The 25898-nt window shown below is 67.7% G+C and carries 25 protein-coding genes; 4 read left to right on the top strand and 21 right to left on the bottom strand.

What is annotated here, in order from left to right:
* Positions 1-70: 70 nt before the first annotated feature.
* Both J2X52_RS05785 and J2X52_RS05790 read right to left on the bottom strand, forming a co-directional pair.
* A complete protein-coding gene (locus J2X52_RS05785; RefSeq protein WP_310150025.1) occupies positions 71-670 on the bottom strand; it encodes a YdbL family protein in 600 nt (199 codons plus the stop codon).
* A 33-nt stretch (positions 671-703) separates the two neighbouring features.
* The gene (locus J2X52_RS05790) at positions 704-2731 is read right to left on the bottom strand and encodes a hypothetical protein (RefSeq protein ID WP_310150028.1); all 2028 of its coding nucleotides are present in this window, start codon (positions 2729-2731) and stop codon (positions 704-706) included.
* Positions 2732-2763: 32 nt separating this feature from the next.
* On the opposite strand from J2X52_RS05790, the gene J2X52_RS05795 reads away from it, so the two are divergent.
* Positions 2764-3483: a response regulator gene (locus tag J2X52_RS05795; RefSeq protein WP_310150031.1), complete on the top strand. Its 720-nt coding sequence runs from the start codon at positions 2764-2766 to the stop codon at positions 3481-3483.
* 4 nt (positions 3484-3487) lie between these two features.
* On the opposite strand, the gene recO is transcribed toward J2X52_RS05795, so the two are convergent.
* The 10 genes from recO to rpoE all read right to left on the bottom strand — a co-directional run bounded on the left by recO (position 3488) and on the right by rpoE (position 12781).
* Positions 3488-4204: a DNA repair protein RecO gene (recO, locus tag J2X52_RS05800; protein ID WP_310150034.1), complete on the bottom strand. Its 717-nt coding sequence runs from the start codon at positions 4202-4204 to the stop codon at positions 3488-3490.
* Between the two features lie 19 nt (positions 4205-4223).
* Positions 4224-4661 carry a GFA family protein gene (locus tag J2X52_RS05805; RefSeq protein WP_310150037.1) on the bottom strand — a complete coding sequence of 146 codons (438 nt, stop codon included), beginning with the start codon at positions 4659-4661 and terminating at the stop codon, positions 4224-4226.
* A 12-nt stretch (positions 4662-4673) separates the two neighbouring features.
* The gene (gene era, locus J2X52_RS05810) at positions 4674-5579 is read right to left on the bottom strand and encodes a GTPase Era (protein ID WP_310150040.1); all 906 of its coding nucleotides are present in this window, start codon (positions 5577-5579) and stop codon (positions 4674-4676) included.
* Between the two features lie 64 nt (positions 5580-5643).
* Positions 5644-6327 (bottom strand): ribonuclease III, encoded by a 684-nt coding sequence (gene rnc / locus J2X52_RS05815; protein ID WP_310150043.1) that lies wholly within the window; start codon positions 6325-6327, stop codon positions 5644-5646.
* Complete coding sequence (locus J2X52_RS05820; protein WP_310150051.1) at positions 6311-6691, bottom strand: DUF4845 domain-containing protein; 381 nt, start codon at positions 6689-6691, stop codon at positions 6311-6313. The genes rnc and J2X52_RS05820 overlap by 17 nt, the downstream gene beginning before the upstream one ends.
* A 29-nt stretch (positions 6692-6720) precedes the next feature.
* The gene (lepB, locus tag J2X52_RS05825) at positions 6721-7515 is read right to left on the bottom strand and encodes a signal peptidase I (protein WP_310150054.1); all 795 of its coding nucleotides are present in this window, start codon (positions 7513-7515) and stop codon (positions 6721-6723) included.
* A gap of 60 nt (positions 7516-7575) precedes the next feature.
* A complete protein-coding gene (lepA, locus tag J2X52_RS05830; protein ID WP_310150289.1) occupies positions 7576-9372 on the bottom strand; it encodes a translation elongation factor 4 in 1797 nt (598 codons plus the stop codon).
* Positions 9373-9560: 188 nt separating this feature from the next.
* Positions 9561-11123 (bottom strand): Do family serine endopeptidase, encoded by a 1563-nt coding sequence (locus J2X52_RS05835; RefSeq protein WP_310150057.1) that lies wholly within the window; start codon positions 11121-11123, stop codon positions 9561-9563.
* 87 nt (positions 11124-11210) lie between these two features.
* On the bottom strand, positions 11211-12158 hold the full coding sequence (locus J2X52_RS05840; RefSeq protein ID WP_310150060.1) for a sigma-E factor negative regulatory protein: 948 nt from the start codon (positions 12156-12158) through the stop codon (positions 11211-11213).
* Positions 12155-12781: an RNA polymerase sigma factor RpoE gene (gene rpoE, locus J2X52_RS05845; protein WP_310150062.1), complete on the bottom strand. Its 627-nt coding sequence runs from the start codon at positions 12779-12781 to the stop codon at positions 12155-12157. Before rpoE ends, J2X52_RS05840 begins: the two co-directional genes overlap by 4 nt.
* A gap of 275 nt (positions 12782-13056) precedes the next feature.
* Between rpoE and J2X52_RS05850 the strand changes: the two genes are divergently transcribed.
* Positions 13057-15138, top strand: a complete 2082-nt coding sequence (locus J2X52_RS05850; protein WP_310150065.1) for a 3-hydroxyacyl-CoA dehydrogenase NAD-binding domain-containing protein — start codon at positions 13057-13059, stop codon at positions 15136-15138.
* 161 nt (positions 15139-15299) lie between these two features.
* Here J2X52_RS05850 and J2X52_RS05855 read toward each other — a convergent pair whose 3' ends face one another.
* Positions 15300-15878: a TetR/AcrR family transcriptional regulator gene (locus tag J2X52_RS05855; protein ID WP_310150070.1), complete on the bottom strand. Its 579-nt coding sequence runs from the start codon at positions 15876-15878 to the stop codon at positions 15300-15302.
* Between the two features lie 78 nt (positions 15879-15956).
* Between J2X52_RS05855 and J2X52_RS05860 the strand changes: the two genes are divergently transcribed.
* The gene (locus J2X52_RS05860; RefSeq protein ID WP_310150073.1) at positions 15957-16220 is read left to right on the top strand and encodes a hypothetical protein; all 264 of its coding nucleotides are present in this window, start codon (positions 15957-15959) and stop codon (positions 16218-16220) included.
* Between the two features lie 44 nt (positions 16221-16264).
* Here J2X52_RS05860 and J2X52_RS05865 read toward each other — a convergent pair whose 3' ends face one another.
* Genes J2X52_RS05865 through mltG form a run of 4 tightly spaced genes read right to left on the bottom strand, consistent with a single transcriptional unit; the run spans position 16265 to position 19392 of the window.
* Positions 16265-16624: a PilZ domain-containing protein gene (locus J2X52_RS05865; RefSeq protein WP_232134856.1), complete on the bottom strand. Its 360-nt coding sequence runs from the start codon at positions 16622-16624 to the stop codon at positions 16265-16267.
* A 22-nt stretch (positions 16625-16646) separates the two neighbouring features.
* A complete protein-coding gene (locus J2X52_RS05870; protein ID WP_310150081.1) occupies positions 16647-17579 on the bottom strand; it encodes a DNA polymerase III subunit delta' in 933 nt (310 codons plus the stop codon).
* Positions 17576-18217 (bottom strand): dTMP kinase, encoded by a 642-nt coding sequence (gene tmk / locus J2X52_RS05875; RefSeq protein ID WP_310150084.1) that lies wholly within the window; start codon positions 18215-18217, stop codon positions 17576-17578. The genes J2X52_RS05870 and tmk overlap by 4 nt, the downstream gene beginning before the upstream one ends.
* Positions 18214-19392: an endolytic transglycosylase MltG gene (gene mltG / locus J2X52_RS05880; protein ID WP_310150086.1), complete on the bottom strand. Its 1179-nt coding sequence runs from the start codon at positions 19390-19392 to the stop codon at positions 18214-18216. Before mltG ends, tmk begins: the two co-directional genes overlap by 4 nt.
* A 131-nt stretch (positions 19393-19523) precedes the next feature.
* Here mltG and J2X52_RS05885 point away from each other — a divergent pair, with 131 nt between their 5' ends.
* Positions 19524-19859 (top strand): hypothetical protein, encoded by a 336-nt coding sequence (locus tag J2X52_RS05885; protein WP_310150089.1) that lies wholly within the window; start codon positions 19524-19526, stop codon positions 19857-19859.
* A 78-nt stretch (positions 19860-19937) separates the two neighbouring features.
* On the opposite strand, the gene J2X52_RS05890 is transcribed toward J2X52_RS05885, so the two are convergent.
* The 4 genes from J2X52_RS05890 to J2X52_RS05905 form a co-directional block, all read right to left on the bottom strand.
* On the bottom strand, positions 19938-21287 hold the full coding sequence (locus tag J2X52_RS05890; protein WP_310150091.1) for an aminodeoxychorismate synthase component I: 1350 nt from the start codon (positions 21285-21287) through the stop codon (positions 19938-19940).
* 40 nt (positions 21288-21327) lie between these two features.
* A complete protein-coding gene (locus J2X52_RS05895; protein WP_310150093.1) occupies positions 21328-23214 on the bottom strand; it encodes an ATP-binding cassette domain-containing protein in 1887 nt (628 codons plus the stop codon).
* Between the two features lie 330 nt (positions 23215-23544).
* Positions 23545-25143 (bottom strand): YdiU family protein, encoded by a 1599-nt coding sequence (locus tag J2X52_RS05900; RefSeq protein WP_310150095.1) that lies wholly within the window; start codon positions 25141-25143, stop codon positions 23545-23547.
* Positions 25140-25814: a glutathione S-transferase gene (locus J2X52_RS05905; protein WP_310150098.1), complete on the bottom strand. Its 675-nt coding sequence runs from the start codon at positions 25812-25814 to the stop codon at positions 25140-25142. The genes J2X52_RS05900 and J2X52_RS05905 overlap by 4 nt, the downstream gene beginning before the upstream one ends.
* Positions 25815-25898: the final 84 nt, after the last annotated feature.

Below are 25898 nucleotides of genomic sequence, written 5' to 3' on the forward strand. Positions count from 1 at the left end.
GCAAGCGCGCGCCTGAGCTTCGGCGCCTGCCTCCAATCCACGCCCCTCGGCGCAAATTCGCAGCCGGGGATTACTTCTGCGTCCAGCTCCCGCCCTGCTGATACCACCAGCCCGGACGCGCACTCGCAATCCACTGGCGTGCGAACACGTCGCGGATCTGCGATTCCCACTCGGGATGCCCGTTCGCGACCGCGATCTCGCGGTACACGGCCTGTCGATCGCGATTGTCGTCGGCGACAGCCGAGTTCACCGCGACGCGGTCCTTGATTGGCAACTGTGAGGCGTCGCGCACGACGATCATGCCGTTGCCGCCGAAGCCGAGCGCGCCGGAATCGAAATGGGGGCGCAGGGTGCCGTTGAAGCGCTGCTCCATGCGCGATTGGATGGCCTGGATCGCCCGCGTGCGGATGCTGATGTCAGGCGCCTGCGCCTGCGCGCTACCGATACCGATCAGCATCCAGGGATCGAAGCGCGTCGAGGTCTGCGCCATGCCGCCGCCGGGCACGCTCGCGGGCGGCGTCTCGGTCGCGGGCGCCTGATCGCCGATCACGTTCTCGACGAACTCGCGCGCCGCTTCCTTGGCCTCGGCAGCGGGAAAATACACATTGATCGTCACGCAGGCGGTCAACGCCAGTGCGGCCACGGCCGGCAAACCCATCCAACGCGCCATCGACACTCTCCTGTCAAAAATACGGAGCGCCGGTCATTCAATGACCGGCGCGACATCACCACCTGCGGCGGCTGCGAGGCGCTCGACCAGCACAGGCCAGTCGACGTCCCGGTTGAAGCCCACCACGTTCAGACGTGGCAGGCCTGCACCCTGGACGATAGTAAAGGCGTTGCCCTCTGAACGCAGGCCGCCCATCCGGCAGACTGCATTGCGCAAGCGGCACGAGATGCCGATGCCGCGATAACCGAAGTCGTCGAACAGCGCGATTGCCCGGCCCTGCAGGGTCGTCACGAACGAAGCGTCACCGACGCTGGAGATGTCCTGCACGGCGCGCTGGCTGATGCGCTGGCGCACGCCCGGCGCAGCCTCGGTGTGCAGCTCGGCATCGAACGCGGTCGCGTTCCAGTCGACCAGCCGCAGGCCGTCGATGCGCCCGTGCAGGCGCCCTTCGATGCTGCCGAAGCCGAACACGCCGGTCAGCGCATGCAGATCCAGCGACGAGAGCGCAAGGTCACCGGTCACTGTCGGCAGGACGCCGAACGGCCGCTCTATCGCCAACGACGACACATCGATGCGGCCGTCGAACAGGGTCATCGACAGGCCGCCGTCGAAATCGATGCGGTTCTCGGCGTAGCGCACCGTTGGAATGCGCCCGGCAAGCACGCCTTCGAACGCCGGCCAGTCGAGCGTTTTCGCGAGCATGCCAATGTCCAGCGCATCGAGCCGCAGCGCGGTCTGCATGCGCAGGCCGGTATCGCCGGAGGGCGGTTGCAACTGCAGCGATTCGAAACCGATCTCACCGCCGAGAAACGAGAACGCAACCGGCTCGCGCAGACGCAACACGCCGCCACCACTCTCCAGGCTCCACGCCGCCGCGTCGAAGGGCATGCCGTACAGCGCCCCGCCGCGCCAGGCGAAGGCGCTGCGCACAGGTGTCGACGCGGCGTAACGCACCGTGCCATCGAGCCCGTCGAGGCGGAAGCGGCCGTCGGCATCGTCGATATCGAGGCGCTGAAACGCGAGTTCGCCCCTACGCAAGGTGGATCCGTCGATCTCCAGCGCCGCACGGAAGCCGCCGGCCAACGACAGGCCCGGGATGCCCGCAGGCCCCAGCCAGCCGGAGAGATAGCGCGCCGGCAGTGCCGAGGCATCGGCACTGACCGCGGAGACGGCGAGCGCACCGATGTCGAATTCGGGCGTCAGTCGCGCATTGCCAACGACCTGAAGGGTGTCACCGTCCTGCCATTGCAGGCGCGGCAGTGTCCAGTTGCCCTCGCCGACACGCGCGAGATCGACGCCGATTCGGATAGGCGCGTCCGGCAAGGCGAGGTAGGCATTGCCGAACAGCAGTTCACCCCCGCGGAGGCGACCGTCGACGCGTGCGTCCAACCCCTCGTCGGGCAGCGTGAGATGCACCTGGAGATCGGCATCGACATCGGCAGCAGCGACGCTGCCGTCCTCGGTTTCCAGAGCGAGTCCAACAATGGCGAGATCCGCCTCCACCCGTACGGGGCGGTCGGCCGGTGAGGCAATCCGGACCTCGCCGTCGAGAGCGCCAGCGGGCAGCCGCGCGGATGCCCAACCCGCGCGCAACAGGGCTTCGACCCAGGCCGCCGGCACGCGCTGCAGATCGAGCCGGGTGGCGTCAGGCGCTGCCGCGTTGCGCGACAGCCCCACGTGCGCAGCGCCCGTGGAAAGCGCAGCCGTCGTCGTCGCCGAATCGAGGACGAGCGACAGCTGCAAGGGCGCCCCCCGACCGCTGCGGACCGGTCCCTCGCATTGCCAACGGGTGTCATCACCCACAACGTGCCGCTGCAACGGGCAGCGCCAGTCGAGGTTGCGGAAACGCCAACCGAGTGCGCCGGCGTCGAGATCGCCAGCCTGCAGCCGCAACTGCCCCTGCGGTGCCGCCGCAGGCCAATCCAGGGTCAGGCGCACGTCGCTCAGGGTCACGCCGGCCGCCTCGACCTTCGCGATTCGCGCCTGCATCGACTGGGCCTGCACCGCAATCGGCACACAGGCGAAAAACAGCGGTAGGATCATCAGGACGGGGCGCGGCATCGCCGCAGGATACCCGTGACATCGAGGACGCGATGAATCGATTGCTGCTGGTCGAGGACGACCCTACAAGCCGCAGTTTCCTGCAAGCTGCAAGTGCTGCACTTCCCGCCGAAGTCGACATTGCCGACTCGGTCGAAGCTGCGTACGCGCTGGCCACAGTGAACGCCTACGACGCCTGGCTGATCGACGCCAATCTGCCCGATGGCACCGGCGCCACTCTGCTGGCCCGATTGCGGGCAGCGGGTTGCACCGCCCCCGCCATCGCCCACACCGCCGCGCGGGAACGCCGCGAGCTCGATGCTCTGCGCGCCGAGGGCTTTGCGGCCGCGATCAGCAAACCGGTGGGGGCCGATGTCTGGCTGGGGGCGATCCGCGGGGTATTGGGGCGTCGCAGCGGCACGCATCCGGCGGCGCCGCTGCCCGATGCGCGACGCAGTGGCGAAGCGCCCTTGTGGAATGGTGAAACCGCACTCGCCGCGGTCGGCGGCAACAGCGGCAACGTCCGCGGGTTGCGCGACCTGTTCGTCGGGGAACTCGACGGCACCCGTGCGAGGATCGCAGCCGCAGCAGCGGCGGGGGACGAGAACGCGGTCCGCGGCGATCTGCACCGGCTGCGCGCGGGCTGCGGCTTCGTCGGCGCAGAGCGCCTGGGCCTGGCGGCGCGCGTGCTGCATGTGGAGCCCGCATCGGCGGTCGCGCTACATGCGTTCCTCGAGACCCTGGACGCTACGCGCGAAAGCGCGAATGGCTGAAGGCTCAGCGCCGTGGCGACTGGGCCGCCAGTTCCCAGGACTTGAGACCGCGCGGCCCCAGATGATGTGAGAGCACTGCGCGCAGGGCGCGGCGCAGACTCGCCATGTCGGCCGCATCCGGTGCGGTGTCGGCCGCGAGCGCCAGCAGGGCGTGCCCGGTCGCTGCCGCGCTCCGGTTCGCGGCCTCGCCGTCACGATGTAGACGACGCGGGCCATGCTCGGGGTCGAGTCGATAGCGCGCAGCCGGCTCGATTTCATTGCCATCGCCGTCGGTGTCGTAGGCGAACCCCAGGCCGATCGCATCGAGCAGGTCACGCTCGAACCGGCGCAGCGTCCAGGCCAGGCCTTCGACGGCCAGCCGCTGTCGCACGTCCGCGAATGCCGCGTAGAGCTCGGGCGCGGGATCCTGGCGCGGTGCGAGCCGGAGCACGAGTTCGCTGATGTAGAAGCCGGCGAGCATGGCATCACCGGTGAGCCGGGGGGCCGCATCGAGCGCTTCGGCCGAGCGCAGCTGCGCCAGTTCGCCGCGCAGCACGGCGCTCAGACGGATGTGCTGCAACGGCTGCAGCGCGGCCCGCAGCACGTGTTTCTTCGGCCCCTGTACGCCGCGCGCCACCAGGCCGAGCCGGCCGTGGTCGAGACTCAGGACTTCGACCAGCAGACTGGTCTCGCGCCAGGGCCGTGTGTGCAGCACGAACGCCGGCTGTTCCTCGATGCGCACCGTCGGCCCGTGGCCTGCGTCAGCCGGCGCCGATACGGGCGAAGAACGCCTCGCCGGTCAGATGTTCGCCCGGTCCGTCGAGCGCGTACCACTCCGGTTTGGCGTCGATGAAGATTTCCGCTTCGAAGTGCGCGCCGGGAATCGCATCGAACAGACCGGCGGCGACGTAGTGCTGTCCTTCGCCGGTGCTACGGAAGAACAGGCTGCTGCCGCAGGCCCCGCAGAATGCGCGCTCGGCCCAGTCCGAGGATGCGAACCTGCGAACCAGCGCGTCACCCGTTTCGATGCGCAGGTCCTCTCCCGCTGGCAGCACCATCGCCGGTCCGCCATGCCATCGGCGGCAGGCACCGCAATGGCAGGCGTGCACCGCATGCACATGTGCCGGCACGCTGAGCGCGACGCCGCCGCACAGGCAATGCCCGTGCAGGCGGTCGGCGTTGTCGGCAGCTTCACTCATGCGCGCGTGACCTTAGTCGCCGTAGCCGAGCGCCTTGAGCGCGGCTTCGTCGTCGGACCAGCCTTCGCGCACGCGCACCCAGGTCTCCAGGAACACCTTGGCGTCGAACAGACGCTCCATGCCCATGCGCGCCTTGGTGCTGATGTCCTTGAGCCGGGTGCCGGCCTTGCCGATCACGATCGCCTTCTGGCCTTCGCGCTCGACCCAGATCACCGCGCCGATGCGCAGCATGGTGCCATCCAGGGCGAAGCTCTCGATCTCGACCGTGGTCGCATACGGCAGTTCATTGCCGAGCTGACGCATCAGCTGCTCGCGCACCAGTTCGCCGGCCAGGAAGCGCTGGCTCTTGTCGGTAATCTCGTCTTCGCCGAACAGCGCGTCCTGCGCCGGTATCAGCGGAAACACGGTCGACTTCAGCTGCTCCAGACCCTTGCGCTTGAGCGCGGACAGCGGCACGACGCCGGCGAAATCGCGGCCTTCGGTGACCTTCTGCAGATACGGCAGCAGGGCCGTCTTGTCCTTGATCCGGTCGACCTGGTTGACGACCAGCACCACCGGCACGCCGGCCTCGTGCAGCGCGTCAAAGGCCAGACTGTCCTCGTCGTCCCAGCGCCCGGCGACGACGACCAGCAAGGCCGCATCGACGCCTTCCAGTGCGCCACGCGCCGCGCGGTTCATGATCCGGTTCATCGCGCGCTTCTGCTCGCGGTGGATACCGGGCGTGTCGACCAGCATCAGCTGGCCTTCCGGGAACGTCGCGATGCCGAGCAGACGATGGCGCGTGGTCTGCGGACGGTTGGAGACGATGCTCACCTTGGCGCCGACGAGGGCATTGACCAAGGTGGACTTGCCGACATTGGGTCGGCCTATGACGGCGACGTAGCCGGCATGGTGGGGCGTGGTGTGGGGTTCGGTCATGCCGGCATTCTACGGAAATGCCGGAGGCGCGACGCGGAAACCACTGCAACCGGCTAGAGCGGGCTCAGGGCGCCGCTTCGAGCAGTCCCATCACCGCCTCGGCCGCCCGCTGCTCGGCCGCACGGCGCGAACTGCCCTGCCCTTCGGCAGCGACGCCGGCATCGCTCAGAGCGCAGCGCACCAGAAACGTCTTGGCATGCTCCTCGCCACTTTCCGACAGCAGTTCGTAGACCGGCAGCGCCTTCTGCCGCCCCTGTAGCCACTCCTGCAGCCGGGTCTTGGCATCCTTGGCAACGCGGCCGCTGGCCAGCGCGACCATGGTCTTCTCGAACAACGGGAGGATCACCTCGCAGCAGGTGTCGAGTCCGGCATCGAGATAGATCGCGGCGATCACCGCTTCAAGCGCATCTGACAGGATCGAATCGCGACGGTGGCCACCGGACTTCAGTTCGCCCGGCCCCATGACCAGGCGTGCGCCGAGGTCGAGCTCGCGCGCGACTGCAGCCAGCGAAGACTCGCGCACCAGTTCCGCGCGCGCGCGGGTCAGCGTGCCCTCGTCGGCATTCGGCCAGCGACTGTACAGCGACTCGGCGACCAGCGCCCCGAGCACGGCGTCGCCGAGGAATTCCAGACGTTCGTTGTGCGGAGCGCCGGCGCTGCGATGCGTCAGCGCCTGAACCAGCAGGCCTGGATCCCGGAACACATGCCCCGCGAACCGACCCTGCTGACGGTCAAACTCCGTCGCCACCGCGCTTCAAGGTCTGGGTCGCATGGAACTTGCCCACGACATCGAGGTTGAAGATCAGCGGGCGACGGACTTCGTACTGCACATCAATCTGCCAGCCGTTATCGGCGCGACGGATTTTGAAGTGCTCGGGCTTCACGTTCGATGTGTAGTCAATCATCAGGCGACGAAAAAAGAGCTCTTGAATGCGTGCCGGGTCAGCTGCGGCCGTATCCGCCTCGTTGGACATGCCCTTGAGCGCGGACTTCACGCTGTAATACTCCGAGTACATCGGAAACAACTTCATGCCCACATAGGCGAAAAAGCCGATGAGCCCGAGAACAATAATGAATCCGAGCAGCGTGATGCCGCCTTGTTTACGTTTCATGGACGCTCCCCTAGAGCCGATGCCATTGGTCACTTGATGCTCTGCCCGATCCTTCCCCAATCCACCCAGCCCGGCGCGGCGGTATCGACGTTCATCCAGATCAGGAACGCCTTGCCACGCAGCTGGGTCTCGGGGAGCGTACCCCAGAAGCGGCCGTCATCGCTGCGGTCGCGGTTGTCGCCCATGACGAAGTAATGCCCTTGCGGCACATGGAACGTGCCCTCGCCCAGATGGAACGGCGCGGCCTGGTCGATGTGCAGGATGTCATGGCTGCGGCCCGGCATCTGCTCGGTGTAGAGCGATGCGCCGGTCATCTCGGCGCCACGGCCCGCGCCCTCGTAGGTGCCGACGCGCTGGTATTCGAACGGCGTACCGTTGACGAAGATCTGGTTGTCGCGGAATTCCACGGTATCGCCCGGCAGGCCGATGACACGCTTGATCCAGTCCTGGTCGGGATGCTGCGGCGGGCGGAACACCACCACATCGCCGCGCGCCGGCTCGCCGATGTCGATGACCTTCTTGTTGGTGATCGGCAGACGGATGCCGTAGCTGAACTTGTTGACCAGGATGAAATCCCCGATCAGCAGCGTCGGCATCATCGAACTGGACGGAATACGGAACGGCTCCGACACGAAGCTGCGCAGGATCAGCACGACGAACAGCACCGGGAAGAAGGCCTTCGCGTAATCGACGACGATCGGTTCCTTTTCCTCGAGCAGTCCGGCGCGACGCGCGCGCGCCTTGGCCAGCACCAGCTTGTCGAGCAGCCAGATGACGCCGGTCAGCAGCGTCAGCACGACCAGGGCGGTCTCAAACCATTTCATGCAGCATCCTCGGACACGGGATCGGGCGGCCGCGCTGGGCCGCCGCTATGAAAACACGAATCAGGACTCGCGCGACGTGCTCAGCACCGCCAGGAAGGCTTCCTGCGGAATCTCCACGCGGCCGACCTGCTTCATGCGCTTCTTGCCTTCCTTCTGCTTTTCCAGAAGCTTCTTCTTGCGCGAGATGTCGCCGCCGTAGCACTTGGCCAATACGTTCTTGCGCAGCGCCTTGACCGTGGTGCGGGCGATGACCTGCGCGCCGATCGCGGCCTGGATCGCTACGTCGAACTGCTGGCGGGGGATCAGTTCCTTCATTTTTTCGGTCAGTTCGCGGCCGCGGCGGTCGGCGTGGCTGCGATGCACGATCAACGACAGCGCGTCGACCTTGTCGCCATTGATCAGCGTGTCCACGCGCACGAACGGGCCGGCGTCGAATCGCACGAAGTGGTAGTCCAGAGAGGCGTAACCGCGACTGGCAGACTTGAGCTTGTCGAAGAAGTCGAGCACCACTTCGGCCATCGGCAGCTCGTAGCTGATCTGCACCTGGCTGGCGAGATACTGGATGCCGATCTGCGCGCCGCGCTTGTCTTCGCAGAGCTTGATGATCGCGCCGATGTAGGCCTCCGGCGTGAGGATGTTGGCGCGGATGATCGGCTCGCGCACTTCCTGGATCAGGTTCGCCTGCGGCAGCTTGGCCGGATTGTCCAGCGGCATCACTTCGCCGTCGATCTTGAGCACCTCGTAGATCACCGTGGGCGCGGTGCTGATCAGGTCGAGATCGTATTCGCGCTCCAGACGCTCCTGCACGATCTCCATGTGCAGCATGCCGAGGAAGCCGCAGCGGAACCCGAAGCCCATCGCTTCAGAGCTCTCGGGCTCGAAGCGCAGCGCGGCGTCGTTGAGGCGCAGCTTGTCCAGCGCTTCGCGCAGATCCGGGTAGTCCTCCGCATTGACCGGGAACAGACCGGCGAACACGCGCGGTTGCATCTCCTGGAAGCCGGCCAGCGGCTTCTCGGCGGGCTTCGCGGCCAGGGTCAGCGTGTCGCCGACCGGCGCGCCGTGCACGTCCTTGATCGACGCGGTGATCCAGCCCACCTCGCCCGCACGCAGCGCAGGCAATTCCTTGCGCTTGGGCGTGAACACACCGACCTTGTCGACGTCGTGCGTGCGCCCGGTCGACATCACCAGGATCTTGGTCTTGGGCGTGATCTCGCCCTGCATCACGCGCACCAGTGACACGACACCCAGGTAATTGTCGAACCAGGAGTCGATGATCAGCGCCTGCAGGCGATCGGTATCGCGCGGCTTCGGCGGCGGAATGCGATGCACGATCGCCTCGAGCACCTCTTCCACGTTGAGGCCGGTCTTGGCACTCACCGCGACGGCATCTTCGGCATCGATGCCGATCACCGCTTCGATCTCAGCCTTGGCCTTCTCGATGTCGGCCGTCGGCAGGTCGATCTTGTTGAGCACTGGAATCACTTCCAGACCCTGTTCGATCGCCGTATAGCAGTTGGCGACCGACTGCGCTTCCACACCCTGCGCCGCGTCGACGACCAGCAGCGCGCCCTCGCAGGCGGCCAGCGAGCGGCTCACCTCGTAGGAAAAGTCGACGTGGCCCGGCGTGTCGATGAAGTTCAGATGATAGATCTGCCCGTCACGCGCCTTGTACGGGAGCGACACCGACTGCGCCTTGATCGTGATGCCGCGCTCGCGCTCGATCGGATTCGAGTCGAGCACCTGCGCTTCCATCTCGCGCGCCTGGAGGCCGCCACAGATCTGGATGATGCGATCAGCGAGCGTCGACTTGCCATGGTCGACGTGGGCGATGATGGAGAAGTTGCGGATGTTCCGCATCGGATCGTGGGTCATTGGGCGGCGGCCGGGCCGTCGTCGAAAAGGTAACGGGCGATTATCGCACAGCGCCCGCGTCGCACGCGGCCGGCGGATCCGGCAGGTTGCGCCGTTCACCCCGAATGCCGGCGCGCCTACGAAAACGGCCCGCGGAGTGCGCGGGCCGTGGGTTTCGCACACCGGGGCAGCGATCAGCGCTCGGCGGCGTCCGGCACCGAAACAGCGCGGTACTGCGTCGCACCGCCGCGTCCGCGGACGAGCAGCATCACCGTGTCGCCCGGCTTGACGTCACGCAGGGCCCTGTCGAGGGCCGCGGCACTGCCCACGGGCGTACGGCCGACGCGAAGAATCACGTCGCCCTGGGCGATACCGGCACTCGCCGCCGCGCCACGACCGGCGCTGGCGACAAGCACACCTTCATCGCCGGCAAGTCCGAACTGGCGCCGCTGCGCGGCGTCGAGATCGCGGCCGGTCAGACCCAAGGGATTACCGCTTGCAGCCGAGCCGGGCGCTGCCGCCGATTCGCCACGCGTCGCCGCAGTTGCCGCACCCGCATCGAGCGCGGTCAGGGTGACGTCGAAATCGCGCGTACGGCCTTCTCGCAGAACGGTCATACGCACCTTGGTGCCGGGCGTCTTGCCACCAACCAGCGGTGGCAGCTCGCTCGATGCGATGATCTCGGTGCCGTCGACCGCGCGGATCACGTCGCCGGGCTCGAGGCCCGCACGTTGCGCCGGACTGCCCGGCAGGACCTCCTGCACCAGCGCGCCCTTGGTATCGGGCAGCTTGAAGCCGGCTGCGACTTCGGAGGTCACATTAGAGACCTGCACGCCGAGCGAACCACGCTGCACGCTGCCGGTTTTCTTGATCTGCTCGGCCACGTTCGCCGCCAGATCGATCGGAATCGCGAAACTCACGCCCATGTAGCCGCCGGAGTTGCTGAAGATCTGTGAGTTGATGCCGATCACCTCACCCGCCACGTTGAGCAGTGGACCACCCGAGTTGCCCTGGTTGATCGGCACATCGGTCTGGATGAAAGGCACGTAGCGCTGGTCGGCGTACTGGTTGGCGCGCTGCACGGCGCTGACGATGCCGGCGGTCACCGACTGCTCGAAGCCGAACGGCGAGCCGATCGCGACCGCCCACTGGCCGGGCTTCACGCTGGCGCCATTGCCGAAACGCAGCGTGGGCAGGCCGGTGGCGTCGATCTTGAGCACGGCGACGTCGGATTCGGCGTCGCTGCCGACCACTTTGGCGGTGAACTCGCGACGGTCGGAGAGCCGCACCTTGACCTCTTCCGCGCCATCGACGACGTGGTGGTTGGTCAGCAGATAGCCGTCGGCCGAGATGATGAAACCGGTGCCCATCGACGTACCACGCGGCGCGTTGCCACCGCGACCCGGACCACCCGGTCCACCCGGTCCACCCGGCATCTCGAAGCCGGGGCCGAAGAAGCGGCGGAAGATCTCGGGAATCTGCGCATCGTCGGGCATCTGCTGCCCACGGGACTGCCGCGGCCCGATCGTCGATTCGATGCTGACGACGGCCGGGGCCACGCGCTCGACCAGGCGGGTGAAATCGGGCAGACCCGAGACCAGGGGCGCTTCGGGGGTCGACGACACGCTGGCGGCGGCATCGGCCGGCGTCTGGGCGCCGGATTGCGCGGTGGCGCTCGGCAGGAGAAAGGCAGTGGTGCCGGCCGAGAGCACGGCCACGAGCGACACCGCGAGCAGGGACTTCTTCATCGAGGACATGACGGACTCTGAGGGAAATATGCGATGCGAAACGATGCAGCGGGCGCGGGATGGCCGCGCGTGGCGTCAGGACACTTCAGATAGGGCTCAGGGGACGGCGCGCAGCTGCGGACGCGCGGCGTCGGCGGGATCGACCGGGAAGCTCGGAAGTACGGAGCCGCCCGACACCGGCGGCGCATCCCAAGACGGTGCGGCGAACGAATCGCCGTAGCGCACCGAGAAACTGCTGTTGGCCGACAGCGACGACGCCTTCGGCCAGGGCCGCGCGCCGATGGGGGCGTCCGGTAGACCGGCGGCGATCACCGGCGCCGCGACCAATGTGGTCGCCACCGTGTCACTCGTGACGGCCGGTCGCGAAGATGCAGCCGAGGCCACCATGCGCGTCTCGGTGGCCTGACGGGCCTGCGTACTCCGCAACGCGGCGCGCTGCGACTGACCGCGAGAGGCGCGCTCGCCGTTGCCACGACGCGGTACTTCGCCCGCGGCCAAGGCGGCCGCACCGGCCATTGCCGCTGTCGCGTCCACCGGCGATGGGGATTGGATTGCGGATGCATCGGCCACCGCGTCCGATGCGCGTGGCGCGGCCGGCGCAGCAGACGCTGCATCGGCAACCACCGGCAACACGTCGTCGGCGTCGTCGAAGGATGCGCCCGGACGACCGACGAACAGCGCCACCAGCGCGACCGAAGCGGCCAGCGCGGCACCGCCACCCCAGCGCAGCAGACGCGGACGCCTGGCCGCCGGCACCTGCGCGATCACCACATCGCCGGCCGCGATGCCGCGCGCGACACGATCAGCGAAATCTGGCGGCAGCAGCGAGACCTGGCGGCCGCGCAGTACATCGCCGCAGACCTGCCAGCGCTCGAAGCAGCCGGACAGTTCCGCGTCATGCTCGAGCCGGCGGCGCAGAAAGCGCGCCTGGTCCTGCGACAGCTCGCCATCGAGCATCGTCGACAGCTGCTGGCGGTGGAACCGCTCGAGCTTGTCGGGATCGGGGCCGATCTGCAGGGTATCGATGTCGTCGGCAGTGTTCATCGGGTCACGCGCTCCACTTGTGTTTCGTTGTCCATCAAAGGCCGCAGTTCGCGATCAATCGCCTCGCGTGCCCTGAAGATCCGGGAACGCACGGTGCCGATCGGACAACCCATGCGTTCGGCGATTTCGTCGTAACTCAGGCCGTCCACTTCGCGCAGGTTGATCGCCACCCGGAGTTCCTCGGGCAGTGCTTCGACCGCGCGCATCACCGTGTGTTCCAGCTGCTGGCGCATCAGCTCACGCTCGGGCGTATCGCTGTCGCGCAGGCGGATGCCGCTGTCGAAATGCTCCGCGTCCTCGATGTCGATGTCGTCCGTCGGCGGACGGCGGTTGTGCGCCACCAGATGGTTTTTCGCGGTGTTGACCGCGATCCGGTGCAGCCAGGTATAGAACTGCGCATCGCCGCGGAAGTTCCCCATCGCGCGATAGGCGCGGATGAAGGTTTCCTGGGCGACGTCCTGGACTTCACTCCAGTCGGAGACGTAACGCCCGATCAACGCCGCGATCCGGTGCTGGTACTTGCGCACCAGCAGATCGAAGGCTGCGGTGTCGCCCGCCTGTACCCGCTTGACCAGTTCCTCGTCCAGTTGAATCCGCTCCTGGCTGTGGTGTTCTGCGACCATCGGGCCGGATCTCCTTGGGGACACCCGGCCTGGCTCGGGTAGTTAGGACAGGTCACTGCGCGAAAAGTTCCGTCACAGGCGGTGTGGCATCGTCGCCGCGTCACCGTGCTGCCTGTTCTTGGGGCGGCGCCCGCGCCCTGCAAGACGTGGATGCGCTCCAATCTCTGGCGCACGCGGCGATCAATTCAAACGCAGCTTTCAAGCGCCGATTTGACGGCGTCGAAGCAACCTCGGGATCATAGGCAGATCCCACATACCTACAAGAATGGTGTCGTATGTTCGCAGGCCTCGACGGGCTTCGCTTCAGTCATTGGCAAGCCGAACCGCGCGAAGACGGTGTGCTCGTGCTGTTCTTCGACCGTGCTGACGAATCGGTCAACACCTTTGCGCAGGATGTGCTGATCGAGCTCGATGCCCTGCTCGAACGCCTCGCGCTCGATCCGCCGAAAGCGCTGGTCATCCGCTCGGCCAAGGCGAAAGGCTTCATCGCCGGCGCCGACATCCGTGAATTCCAGGCGTTTGATGCCAAGGGCACGATCGGCGATTCGATCCGCCGCGGCCAGATGACGTTCCAGCGCCTGGCCGAGTTGCCCTGCCCCACGGTCGCCGCGATTCATGGATTCTGCATGGGCGGCGGCACCGAGATCGCCCTGGCCTGCGACTACCGCGTCGCCAGCGATGATCCGTCGACGAAGATCGGCCTGCCCGAAGTGAAGCTGGGCATCTATCCCGGCTGGGGTGGCAGCGTGCGCCTGCCGAGGCTTGTCGGCGCACCGGCTGCGTTCGACATGATGCTCACCGGTCGTGCGCTGTCAGCGAAGGCCGCGCGCGGCATCGGCCTGGTCGACAAGGTGGTCGAGCCGGCGCTGATCGTGGATGCGGCGATCGCGCTGGCGCGCAAGGGCACCACGCGTCCGTTCAAGCAACGCTTCATGGGCTGGGCCACGAACATCTGGCCGGTGCGCCAAGCCTTGGCACCGGTGCTGGTCAAGCAGGTCGCGCGCAAGGCGCGTAAGCAGCACTACCCTGCCCCTTACGCGATGATCGAAACCTGGCGCCGCGCGTCGGGCGACACCCGGCGCCTGCTGGACGCCGAACGCAAATCCGTCGTCAAGCTCGCCGGCACGCCGACCGCGCGCAACCTCACTCGCGTCTTCTTCCTGATGGAGCGCCTCAAGGGCCTCGGCGGCAAGGCTGCGAGCGGCCAGGTGCCCATCAGGCGCGTCCACGTTGTCGGCGCCGGCGTCATGGGCGGCGATATCGCCGCGTGGTCGGCCTACAAGGGCTTCGATGTCACCCTGCAGGACCGCGAGCAACAGTTCATCGACAAGGCGCAGACCCGCGCCGCGACGCTGTTCGAGAAGAAGGTCAAGGATCCGGCCAAGCGCCCCGAAGTCGCCGCGCGTCTGCGCTCCGATCTCGCAGGTGACGGCATCACCGATGCCGATCTGGTGATCGAAGCGATCGTCGAAAACGCGGACGCCAAGCGCAGCCTCTATAGCGATGTCGAACCGAGGCTGCCCGCGGGCGCGCTGCTGACCACCAACACCTCGTCGATTCCGCTCGACGAACTGCGCAGCGGCGTGCAGCGTCCGGGCCAGTTCGCCGGCCTGCATTATTTCAATCCGGTCGCCTCGATGCCGCTGGTCGAAATCGTCCATCACGACGGCGTCGACGAGGTCACCACGCAGCGTCTGGCCACGTTCTGCAAGTCGATCGACAAGCTCCCCGTGCCGGTCGCCGGCACGCCGGGTTTCCTGGTCAACCGCCTGCTGTTTCCGTACATGCTCGAAGCCGCGAGCGCCTATGCCGAAGGCATTCCGGGCAAGGCGATCGACAAGGCCGCCGTCGACTTCGGCATGCCGATGGGTCCGATCGAACTGATCGACACCGTCGGCCTCGATGTCGCATCGGGCGTCGGCCAGGAGCTGGCACCGTTCCTCGGCCTGCGCATCCCCGCGTCGCTGGCCACGCCGCCCGAACCGGGCCAGCGCGGCAAGAAGGACGGCCAGGGCCTCTACACCTGGGTCGAAGGCAAGGCGCAGAAGCCCGACCTACCGAAGGACTACAAGGCACCGGAAGATCTGCAGGATCGCCTGATCCTGCCGCTGCTCAACGAGGCCGTGGCCGCACTGCACGACGGCGTGGTCGCCGATGCCGATCTGCTGGATGCGGGCGTGATCTTCGGCACCGGCTTTGCGCCCTTCCGCGGTGGCCCGATCCAGTACATCCGCGACACCGGCGCCGACGTCATCGTCGAACGCCTGCGCACACTGCAGGCGCGCCATGGCGACCGCTTCGCGCCGCGACCGGGCTGGGACAATCCGGCGCTGCAGCCGCTGCCGCGCACGTCCTGAATCAGCTCGAACAGGTCGCGCCCGCTCGGGCGCGGCCTCGTGCCGGCTTGTAGGAGCGCGCTAGCGCGCGAAAGGCTGTCCGCAACACACTGCTGGTGCGCCACTCACGAATCAACGTGCCCCGATCAATCGCCGCGACGACACGCGCGGCAATGGCGACATCAGCCCGGATGCCGCGCCGCCAGCGCCGCGGCCCGCGACTCCAGCGCTGCAATCAGCGCCGCACGTTCCGACGCGGTCAGGTCGAGCATCTCGAACGCATCGCCGAAGAACAGCCCGTCGAACGCGAGCGTGACCAGCAGCGCCTCGACGAAATCCGGTCCCAGCTTGCGCAGCCGCTGCGCATGGGCGACCGCGTACTTCCGCGGCGAATCCATCAGTTCGGGCGTGTTGACCGCAGCCGCGATGAAGGATTGCGTCGCCTTCGGGCCGCCATGCAGCTTGGCCTCCAGCCCTTGGCGCTGCGCATGCACGAATGCCTGCAGATAACCGCCCGGCGTGGTTGGAAACATGGTTTCGGCCAACTCGAGGTCGCGCTGGTGCTGGTCCATGTGATGCTCGACCACGCCTTTGAGCAGCAGGTCCTTGCTCGCGAAGTGGTACAGCAGCCCCCCCTTGCTGACGCCAGCCTCGGCGGCAACGGCGTCTAAGGTCAGATGCGCGGCACCGACGCGATCGGACACGGCAAGCGCCGCATCGAGGATGCGCGCGCGGGCGTCGCTGCGGGGCTTGCGGGTCATGAAGAGAAGTCTTGACGGAGGGATCGAGATTCTAGACTATACCGTCCAGCCGGTTTAGATCACCTGAAGGATCCTCTCATGCATGGCGTCCCGACCCTGTCGAACCGCGAGCCGCGTCAGGGACATCCCGCCGCACCGGATGCCTACGCGGCGATGGGCTGGATCGAAGCATTCTCGGAACTCGCCCAGATGGCGATTGCCGAGGAAGACGATGAGAACCTGCGTCGCGGTTACGAAGACGAACTGCTGCGCCGCGCGGTGTATCTGCGCGCAGCGGGTCTGTTCGATGTTGTGGAGATCCGGCACCCCGCACTGCGCGCGATGCTCGACGACGCGCGTTGAGCGCGTCGTAGTGAACGCAAGCCCGCGCAATGCGGGTGACGGACTCACATCGTGTGGGTCGACTTCTCGGACTGCAGCGTGCCGGCAAGCAAGGTTTCGATCCGGTTCTTGACCGCTTCGCCCTCCGGCGTATCGGCGAACTGGACGCCCACCCCCGCAGTGCGGTTGCCCTGCGCGCCGGCCGGCGTCACCCACACCACCTTGCCGGCAGTCGGCAGGCGATCGCTGGACTCGGGCAGCGTGAGCAGCAGGAACACCTCGTCGCCGAGGAAGTAGCGCTTGGGCGTGGGCACGAAGATGCCGCCATGCTTGAGATAGGACATGTACGCGTTGTACAGCGCAGCCTTGTCCTTGACGGCGAGCGACAGAATGCCCTGACGTGCCCCAGCAGCGGTTGCGCTCATGGTTCGGTTTCCAGCGTAGAAGTCAGTTGCGGGCGACGGTGCCGCGCCAGGCGAGCAGCAACTCAGTGATCGCGAGATCGGCGCGCACCGTGGTCCTCAGCAGATCACGTGTGCGGTTGGCGGCGTCGAACCACGCGGCCAGCTTCCCGATTCCCGTGACATCGGTCAAGCCGGATGCACGCGCAAGCGCGAGATCGGCGGCATGCGCGACCCGTTCCGACGCGTCATCGCCATTGGCCCAGCGCTGCGCGGTGGCGACGACGGGCAGATCGCCCTTCGCCACGCCGGCGAGATCCTTGGCCACCTCGCGCCGCAGGGCCATGCCGCCACCATCGAGCCATTCGGCCGCGAGGCCGGGATGCCCACGCGCCGCGTCCAGCGCTTCGACTGCGTCGGCTTCCCGATGGCCGCGCCCCGCAAGCCAGGCCAGCGCTTCCTCGCGCGGGGGCAGGCGGAACTCGATGCGCTGACAGCGGCTGCGGATCGTCGCGGGCAGACGCAGCGGATTGGCGGCCACCAGCCACAGATGACGGCCCGGCTGCGGCTCCTCGAGCGTCTTCAGCAACGCATTGCAGGCGGAGGTGTTGACCGCATCCGCCGGGTCGACAATCGCGACCTGCGCGCTGCCGTACTGCGGCGTCAGCGACAGCTTGGCCGACAGCTCGCGGATCTGGTCGATGACGATCTCGGTGCGCAGCTTGGTGCCGTCCTTGGTCGGCACGAACGACACCGCATGGAAATCGGGGTGCGTGCCGGCTGCGAGCAACTGCGCACTGCGCACCTCGCGATCGAGGCCGAGCACGTGCGCGGCGAGCGCATCGGCGACCGCGCGCTTGCCGAGACGCGCCGGCCCACAGAACAGCAGCGCATGGCCGAGCCGGCCGCTGTCGAGCGCGCTACGCACTTGGTCATGGATGCGCGCCTGCCACGGCGCGAATGCGGGTTGCGCGCTCATGCCGCGGTCCGCGCCGCATGCAGCGCCTGCACCGCGTCGGCGGCGACAACGTCGGCGCTGCGCGTCGCATCGATGACGCGGACGCGCTGCGGCTCTGCCTGCGCCCGCGCGAGGAACGCGCTGCGCACACGCTCGAAGAATGCGTCCTGTTCGGCCTCGATGCGATCGGGAAACGCATCGCGCCCCCGCGCGCGTTCGCGCCCCTGCGCCACGCCGAGATCGAGCAACAGCGTGATCGCCGGCGCAATGCCGACATGCGCGGCTTCGAGCGCGGCGATACGCGCCGGATCGATGCCCCGACCACCGCCCTGGTAGGCATAGCTGGAATCGGTGAAGCGGTCGCTGATCACCCAGGCGCCGCGTTCGAGCGCCGGCACGATGGTCTCGCGCACATGCTGGGCGCGCGCAGCGAACACCAGCAGCAGTTCGGTGTCCGGGCGTGCGGGCTCGTGCCCGGGGTTGAGCAACAGGCCACGGATCAGTTCGGCCAGCGGTGTGCCGCCGGGCTCGCGCGTACACACCACCTCGTGTCCATCGACGGCCAGCGCGTCACGCAGGGCGCGCAGCACCGTGGTCTTGCCGGCGCCCTCGCCGCCTTCGATCGTCACGAAGCGCGGGTACGTCTTCAATGCGCTCACCCGTCCGATTCCGCTGCGCCGGTGGCCGCTTCCACTTCGATCGCATTCGGCGGCGCGGCGTCGCCGCCGACAGCCGCTTCTGCAGCATTGCCGCTGCTCGCATCGCCCTGTCCGAACTTCGAGCGGTAGCGGCGCACGTACTCGCGCACCGCGACGTTGTGCGCTGCGTAGGTGGGCGAGAACACATGCCGGCCGCTGCCATCGCCGACCGCGACGAAATACAGCGCATCGCCATCGGCCGGGTGCGTGGCCGCGTGGATCGCGGCCGCACCGGCCATCGCGATCGGCGTCGGCGGCAGGCCGTCGCGGGTGTAGGTGTTGTAGGGCGTATCGGTCTGCAGATCGCTGCGGCGGATGTTGCCGTCATAGGCAGTGCCCATGCCGTAGATCACGGTCGGATCGGTCTGCAGCCGCATCCCGATCTTCAGGCGCCGATTGAACACGCCCGAGATCGCCGGACGTTCTTCGGCAATGCCGGTTTCCTTCTCGATGATCGAGGCCAGCACCAGCACCTGCTCGCGGTCCTTCAGCTCGAGCCCTTCGGCGCGCGATTCCCAGGCGCGGTCGAGCGCGGCTTCCAGCGCGGTGTTCGCGCGTCGCAGCAGATCCATGTCGCTGTCGCCGGTGGTGTAGAGATAGGTCTCGGGCAGGAAGCGGCCCTCGGGATGCACGCCGGGCTTGCCCAGCGCGTCCATCAGCGCGGCGTCGTCGATGTCCCGAAGCGTCTGCACCAAGGGCGTCGCACGGCCGAGCGCGGCGCGAAGCTCGCGGATGTTCCAACCTTCGACGATCGTGAAGCGGTGATGGATCACCTTGCCGTCGCGCATGCGCACCAGCAGCTCGCGCGGGGTCGTCTTCGGATCGAGCGGATATTCGCCGACCTGGATGCGTGCATCGGCGCCGAGTTCACGCGCCAGCAGACGCCATTCAAGTTCGTGGCCCTGCACTGCGCCCGCCTCACGCAGGCGGCCGAGCACGCGCTGGAACGAATCACCGCGCGCGACCACCAGCGTGCCGTCGGTCGACAGACCCGCCAGCGGCGCGTCCGCGAAGCGGGTGTAGCGCGCATGCAGGAACCAGGCGGACAGGCCGGCCAGCAGCGCGACGATCACGAGCCCGCCCAGCAGGATCTTGCCGATGCGGCGACGGGGACGTGGCGATGCGGAGTCGGTCATGGGCGGCGTGGGCCGTCGATGCGGAAAGGGCGTGCAGGATACCGTGGCCGGCGGAAGGCCATGCAAGGCATGGCCGCTGGGCGCGGCTTCCCCCGTCAGTGACGGAGACAGACATCCACGCGGAGCGCGCCATGCAGCAGACCCGGATCACCGGCTATCAGGTGATGTATTCGGCCAACCGTTTCCCGCCGCGCATCTGGCTGCACGGCGACAGCGGCTCGATCGGCCAGTTGGTCTTCCACGCCAACGGCGAGACCCTGCCCGAGGACGCCATCCAGGGCACCGCGCCATCACTGCATTACCACCTCGACGATTTTCACAACGCGCTCGACGTGCTGCGCAACGAAAGTCCGGTGTGGCTGCTGTACTCGGGCAGCGGTGGCGGTTACGAAAACGGGTTACGGACGGACCTGGAAGGGGTCGGCGAAGGCGAACCCCGGTTGCGTGCGGTGGCTCGGATCGACTGACGGGGGTGTAGGAGCGCGCTTGCGCGCGAATGCAATCCGGATTGAGTCGCATCGCGCGCAAGCGCGCTCCTACGGGGATCAGTCGGCGACGCCGAGCGCCCGCAGCGTGCCGCGGGCCTTGGCGCGCGTCTCTTCCAGTTCACGATCCGGATCGGAATCGGCGACGATGCCTGCGCCGGTGCGAAAGCGCGCGGTGTCGCCTTCGATCTCGGCGCTGCGGATCAGGATGTTGAGGTCGAGATCACCGTCGCGGTTGATCCAGCCCATCGCACCGGTATAGGCGCCGCGGCCCTGCCCTTCGAGCTCGGCGATGATCTGCATGCAGCGGACCTTCGGACAGCCGGTGATCGTGCCGCCCGGAAACACCGCAGCGATCGTGCGGCCCGGCGTCGCGTCGCTGCGCAGCCGCCCGCGCACATTGCTGACGATGTGGTGCACGTGGGCGTAGCTCTCCACGCACATCAGTTCGTCGACTTCCACGCTGCCGGGCACGCAGACGCGGCCCAGGTCATTGCGTTCGAGATCCACCAGCATCACATGCTCGGCGCGCTCCTTCGGATGACCAACCAGTTCCTGCACGCGCGCGGCATCGTCGTCGCCTTCGAAGCGCGCACGGGTGCCGGCGATCGGGCGCGTTTCGACCAGATCGCCGCGTACGGACACGAGCCGCTCCGGTGATGCACTCGCCACCGCCCAGCCATTGCCCTGCAGCAGACCGGCGAACGGCGCGGGGTTGTGTTCGCGCAGGCGCGCGTACAGGGCCGCGGGATCGAGCGCGCCGTCGAAACCCGCCTGCCAGCCGCGCGACAGATTCGCCTGGAACACGTCGCCGGCCGCGAGGTAGTCAAGCACGCGGCGCACGCCATCGGTGAAGCGCACGGGCGCGTCTTCGTCGAGTGTCTCGGGTGGATACCACGGTGGGGCTGGTTCGACTGCAGCGCCGGCAGCGGCCACGAGCTCGGCGAGCAGCGCCTCGGCACCGGCTTCGGCGACCACGATGCATTCGCCGGTCGCGTGATCGCGCAGCACCGCGGCGGGACAGCGCCAGGCGACGGCCACCGGCAGGCCACCGACGGCGTCCGGCAGCTTCAGCACCGGCTCGACCTGCCCCGCCAGCTCATAGCCCAGATACAGCGCCCAGCCGCCGCGGAACGGCCAGCGCGGCTCTTCGCGCGGCGTGCGCAGATCCGTCCACGCAGCATCCAGCGCAGCGAGGAAATCGCCGTCGACGAATGCGCCGGTCCCATCACGGGTGACGCCGTCGACATCCAGCTGCAGGCGCGTGCCGTCGGTCGCCAGCAGCAGGTCCCAGCGCGCATGCGCGGTGCCGTGCGCGACCGACTGCAGCAGCAGCGGATGACGCGCGGGCGCCGCGCGTTGCAGCGCCAGCAGGTCGGTCTCGGCAGGCAGCGGACAGGTGATCAGCACGGCGACGGTTTCCAGTGGTCCGCCGACGCGGCGGCAGCGATCAGGCGTCGAGTTCGGTCCAGCGCAGATAGGCCGCATCGAGCGCGCTCTGCGCCTCCTGCAACTGCTGGCCGTGCGCGGCAATGGCCTCGGCGTCGCGCTGGTAGAACGTCGGCGCGTGCATGTCAGCGGTCAGACGCGCGACGTCCGCTTCCAGCTGCTCGATGCGGGCCGGCAGCAGGTCGAGTTCGCGCTGATCCTTGTAGCTGAGCTTGCGCCTGGCGACCGGCGCCGGCGTCGCCGGCGCAGCAGTCGCCGCGGCCGTGACTGCAGCCTTCGGTGCGAGTGTCGTGCCCGGCAACGCCGCGCCCGGCTGCGGCCGCTGGCGCAGCCAGTCTTCGTAGCCGCCGATGTACTCGCCGACGCGGCCCTCGCCTTCCATCACCAGGGTCGAAGTCACCACGTTGTCGAGGAAGTCGCGGTCATGGCTGACCAGCAGCAGCGTGCCGGGGTAGTCGCCCAGCAGTTCTTCGAGCAGTTCCAGGGTTTCGACGTCGAGATCGTTGGTCGGTTCGTCCATCACCAGCAGGTTCGACGGCTGCGCGAACAGCTTGGCCAGCAGCAGACGATTGCGCTCGCCGCCCGACAGCCGGGTGATCGGCGCACGCGCGCGTTCCGGCGTGAACAGGAAGTCCTGCAGGTACCCGATCACGTGCTTGCGCGTGCCGTTGATCTCGACGAAATCCTGACCCTCGGCGACGTTCTCCAGCGCGTTCCAGTCCTCGCGCAGCGTCGCGCGATACTGGTCGAAGTAGGCGATCTGCAGCTGGGTGCCAGTCTTGACCTCGCCCGCCTGCGGCTGCAGTTCACCGAGCAGCAGCTTGAGCAGCGTGGTCTTGCCGGTCCCGTTGGCGCCGATCAGGCCGATGCGGTCGCCGCGGAAGATCGTCGTCGAGAAGTTCTCGATCAGCGTGCGCTCACCGAACGAGAACGAGACGTCCTGCATCTCGACGACCTTCTTGCCCGACGCATTCGCCGACGCGGCGGCCATGCGCACGTTGCCCGTCAGGTCACGACGCTGACTGCGCTCCAGGCGCATCGCCTTGAGCCGCCGCACGCGGCCTTCGTCGCGGGTGCGGCGGGCCTTGATGCCCTGACGGATCCAGACTTCCTCCTGCGCCAGCATCTTGTCGAAGCGCTGCTGTTCCTGGGCTTCGGCGTGCAGGCGCTCCTCGCGGCGACGCACATAGTTGTCCCAGTCGCCGGGCCAGCTGGTCAGCCCACCGCGCTCGATCTCGACGATCCGCGTGGCGAGTGCGCGCAGGAAGCGCCGGTCATGGGTCACGAACACCAGCGCGCCGGGCCACTGCTTGAGGAAGCCTTCGAGCCAGTCGATCGCCGCGATGTCGAGATGGTTGGTCGGCTCGTCGAGCAGCAGGATGTCGGGCGCCGACACGACCGCACGCGCCAGCAGCACGCGGCGCTTCATGCCGCCCGAGAGCTTGGTGAACGCCGCATCACCGTCGAGCTGCAGGCGTTCCAGCACTTCGGTCACGCGCTGGTCGATGCGCCAGCCGTCGAGTGCTTCGACGCGCGCCTGCACATCGGCGAGCGCGTCGTAGTCTTCCGCATGCAGCAGCCGGTGATACTCGGCCAGCGCCGCGCCGGCATCACCGAGCCCGCCGGCGACCACGTCGTAGACACTGCCGTCCGCGCCCGCAGGCACTTCCTGCTCAAGCCGCGTGACACGCACGCCCTGCTCGCGACGGATCTCGCCATCATCGGGTTTGAGCTCGCCATCGATCAGGCGCATCAGGGTGGACTTGCCGGCACCGTTTCGGCCGATCAGCGCAATCCGCTCGCCACGTTCGATCGAAAGCTCGACACCGTCCAGCAGCAAGGGTCCGCCGACGCTGTAGTCGACGTCATTCAAGGTCATCAAAGGCATCCGGCCATTCTAGCGGGTCGGGGTGGATCGGATGCGGGTTCGGCGCGACGGCGTGGCCACCAGAGGTCTCGAGAGCCCCACTCTCCCTGGGGTGAAGCGGCCCGATTGCGAGCCACCGGCTCGTGTGCGGATAAACGCGCTCGCGGCGACGCGAGGGCCGGGGTGCGGAGCGGGGGTTGGTGTGCGGGTGCGCGAACGATTCGCCGACAGGAAAGAGCGCCCCTGGGAAAGCCCCGACCCTCACCCCACCATCGGCATCCGCCGATGTCCCTCCCCTCCCCCCGGGGGAGAGGGACACAGGCGTTTCGCCTGCGGCGAAACATCATTTCATCAGGAACTGCACGACAGCATCGAACACCCTGCCTTCGTCCGCGCCCAGTCCGGGCGCTTGCCGGCGAACGCTTCGCGGCCGGGCTGTTCGTCATACGGCCGACGCATGACATCCAGCAGTTCGACGATGCCCGACGGATCGCCGGCCTCGGCGCGATCGATCGCCTGCTGCGCAAGATAGTTGCGCATCACGAAGCGTGGATTCGCCGCGTGCATCCGGCCGCGTCGCGCGTCGCCGGACTCGCCGGTGTCCTGCAAGCGGGCGGCGTAATCCACGAGCCAAGCATCGAACTCGCCCTGCACGCGAGCGCGTTTCGCATCGTCGTAGAACGCATCCGCCACCACCTCCAGCGACGGCGCCGCCGGGTCGAGATCCGCCAGCCCGCGGAAGAACAGCGTCATGTCGACCTCGCCCGCTTGCAGCAGCGCATGCAGCCGCTGCATGCGCTCGACATCGTCGTCTCTGCACTCGGGCAGGCCGAGTTTTGCGGCGATGGTCTCGCGATCCAGCTGCGCATACGTCGCGGCGTAGGCATCGAGCCCGGCCTGCAACGGCGCGACATCGCCGAACAGTGGCGCCAGTGCCTGGGCAAGACGGCCCAGGTTCCAGTGCGCGACGCGCGGCTGCCAGGCGAAGCGATAGCGGCGGCCCTGGGCGTCGGTCGTGTTGGGCGTCCAGTCTGGATCAAAGTCGTCGACCCAGCCGTAGGGGCCATAGTCGATCGTCAAACCGAGGATCGACATGTTGTCGGTGTTCATCACGCCATGCACGAACCCGACGCGCATCCAGCCGGCGATCATCGCCGCGGTGCGCGTGCAGATCTCGGCGAACCAGTCGCCGTACAGCGCTTCGCCTTCGCCGGCCAGATGCGGGAAATCGCGAGCGATCGTGAAGTCCACCAGCTGCCGCAGCAGCGCGACATCGCCGCGCGCAGACGGCAGTTCGAAATGGCCGAAGCGAATGAACGACGGCGCGACCCGGCACACGATTGCGCCGGGTTCGGGCGCGGCGTTGCCGTCGTAGAACATGTCGCGCATCACTGCGTCGCCGGTGCCGACCAGCGACAGCGCCCGCGTGGTGGGCACGCCCAGATGGTGCATGGCCTCGCTGCACAGAAACTCGCGCACCGACGAGCGCAGCACCGCGCGGCCGTCGGCGGTGCGCGAATACGGCGTCGGGCCGGCGCCCTTGAGTTGCAGTTCCCAGCGTCGTCCGTCCGCAGCGAGGCCCTCGCCCAGCGTAATCGCACGACCGTCGCCGAGCTGCCCGGCCCAGTGACCGAACTGGTGACCGCCGTAGTTCGAGGCATACGGCTTCATGTCGGGCACCAGCGCGTTGCCGCCAAACACCGCCGCAAACTCGGGAGAGGCGACGGTGTCGACATCGAAGCCGAGCGCGTCGGCCATCTCCGCCGAATACGCCAGCAGGCGCGGACTTGCCACTGGCGTGGGCAGCACCGGTGACCACAGCGCGCCCTCGACCTGCCTGCGTCGCGCACCGGCTTCCGGCTCGCCCGGCAGCGCTTGGACAAAGCGGTTGTCGAAGCGCAGCGCGTGCGCGAGCGGCACCGAGGCCGGCACCTGCTGAGGCTCGGTCATCGACCCAGCTCGAACGGACCGCCCGTTTCCAGCGCCCGCTGATAGGCCGGCCGCGCATGGATGCGCTCGACGAAACGGCGGATGTTGGGCCCCACGCGTTCGGCAGCGCGCACGACGGCCGCTTCCAGCGGAAAACTCATCTGGATGTCGGCCGCGGTGAAGCGGTCGCTTGCGAACCACTGGTAAGCACCGAGCTCGCGCTCGACGTACTCCAGGTGCGTCTGCAGCTGCGGACCGATGAAGCGCTGCATCGCCTTGTCGGCGATACCCCGGGCGATGGGCCTGGCGAAGAACGGCATCGGCGCGCTACGCAGGCGCCCGAACACCAGCGACATCAGCAGCGGCGGCATCGCCGAGCCTTCGGCGTAATGCAGCCACTGGCGATACCGCAGGCGCTCGTCCTCGTCCTCTGGGGATGGCGACAGCGTGTGATCAGGATCGAACCGCTCGACCAGCGCCTCGATGATCGCGCCGGATTCGACCAGCCTGCGCCCGTCCAGTTCGAGCACCGGCGACTTGCCGAGAGGATGGACGTCGCGCAGGGCCTGGGGCGCCAGCATGGTCTTGGGATCGCGGGCGTAGCGCACCACCTCATAGGGCTGACCGAGCTCTTCCAGCAGCCAGAGCACGCGCTGCGAGCGGGAGTTGTTCAGATGATGCACGCGGATCATGGGCGGACTCGAAGCGGAATGCCGTCATGATGGGGGCGCGATAGGCCCGACCGAAGCGTCCTCGCATCTGCGCGTATGCATCCG

It is taken from the genome of Luteimonas sp. 3794, from assembly GCF_031456825.1.
Classification (GTDB): domain Bacteria; phylum Pseudomonadota; class Gammaproteobacteria; order Xanthomonadales; family Xanthomonadaceae; genus Luteimonas.